Source organism: Neobacillus drentensis (assembly GCF_036962765.1).
Classification (GTDB): domain Bacteria; phylum Bacillota; class Bacilli; order Bacillales; family Cytobacillaceae; genus Neobacillus; species Neobacillus drentensis_C.
In genome coordinates this window covers 1-1,537 of the sequence record NZ_JBALOS010000436.1, presented here as the reverse complement: position 1 = coordinate 1,537, position 1,537 = coordinate 1, and the positions used below count along the sequence as shown (strand labels likewise).

Below are 1,537 nucleotides of genomic sequence, written 5' to 3'. Positions count from 1 at the left end.
ATAAATAACTTACCAGGATTAGGATAAGATAAATGAATCCTTATAGAATAGCAACCTAAATCTCTTAACTAAATATGTATATATACGTAGTTAGAATCTATTGATCAAATCAACTCTAGGTTTTAATTAATTAAAATTGTAAGCATTGGAAAGTGGTGTAGTTAATTGCATGGAACTGTCAGTAATATTATCTTAATCCTTTTACTTTTAGCAATCACTTTATTAGTCATTAAATTACAAGCTAATAAAAAGAAACTATCCAGTAGAAATCCCTCATCCTATAATTCGAACATAAAAATATATAACAAATATGAAATCAAACAAAAACAGGAAGTATTAGACCAATTACCTATTATTGTGGACAAAGTTAAGATACAGAAACAGGAATTAGAAAAAAATAAGAAATTGTCTTTGCCGAATACTGCTATTCCATTAATTTCTGAAGTTTTGACGGCATTTTATCCAGTAATTCAAGATAGTGAAAAGTTAAAAGTAATATTTAGTCCTGAAATGATGGGACAAATAAAAGATGGTACTGCTAAATTTATGGAAGCTAAAGACGGAACAGGGTTTCGAGCAATGGCAATTGCCACAGAAGGTAAACCAATAATTAAGGAACATGCTAAATTAATCCAGGACATTGACCCTACTATATTATTAAATGCAAGTTTTCAAATAGCTTCGGTAATAGTAGCTCAACAACATATGCAGCAAATAAATCAAAGTTTAAAGCAAATAAAGCAACAATTGGATGACATTAAGAAGTTTCATATGAATGAATTTCTATTTCATGCTAAGGGGAACATTGATTATTTTGAGGTAAGAGTGATCCCACATTTTCAAGCTTCTGGGTCATTTGATATTGCAATAAGAAACCAAGCGGAATATCGTTTTAACAAGACAATGGATATGTTACCAAATATTATGGCACTACAACAAGATTTGATGTTAAAAGTAGATAATATAAGAGATAGTGTGTACTTTGGTAAAATGATTGGAGAAGAAAATGAGGTAACAAAACTCAGAGAAATCCTAAATGATTACTCTGAACATCAAAGAATTATAAATTTGTATTTTAAATGGATAAATGAAATGTATATTCCTTTTTTAAGAGCTTCTGGTTATTCAATATCTGAAATTACAGCGGTTGAAAATAAAGTTAAATCACTTGAAGATGCTAATATAAGCTGCTATGAAGAAATATTTAATAGAGTGATTAGATGGACTGATTCTTTTAAAGTGAAGTTTTTTAGGATTAATGAAGAGAAATATATAGAGAAGGCTACAAGTACTGTAAGATCCGCTTTACCAACTCAAATACCTCAGTTTAGAGCTGCCCCAATTCTCAATGGCATAGACCAGCCTTTAGAAATGATCGTTGAATATATAGATAACAATCAATTTAACACCTATCTTGTTGAATCATAAAATTAGCAAAAAATGATTGGTGAAAAATTATTTAAATTGATTTAAGTTTCTCGAATAAAAAGTTTTTTTACAAAGCTCCAAATTTTCAGTGAAATTTGGAGCTTTAAAT

The 1,537-nt window shown here is 29.0% G+C and carries 1 protein-coding gene; it reads left to right on the top strand.

Annotation, left to right across the window (positions count from 1 at the left end; all coding sequences use genetic code 11):
- The first annotated feature begins 165 nt into the window (after positions 1-165).
- Entirely contained in the window at positions 166-1,428 is a 1,263-nt protein-coding gene (locus V7137_RS30455) for a hypothetical protein (RefSeq protein ID WP_335701526.1), read from the top strand.
- The last annotated feature ends 109 nt before the right edge of the window (positions 1,429-1,537 follow it).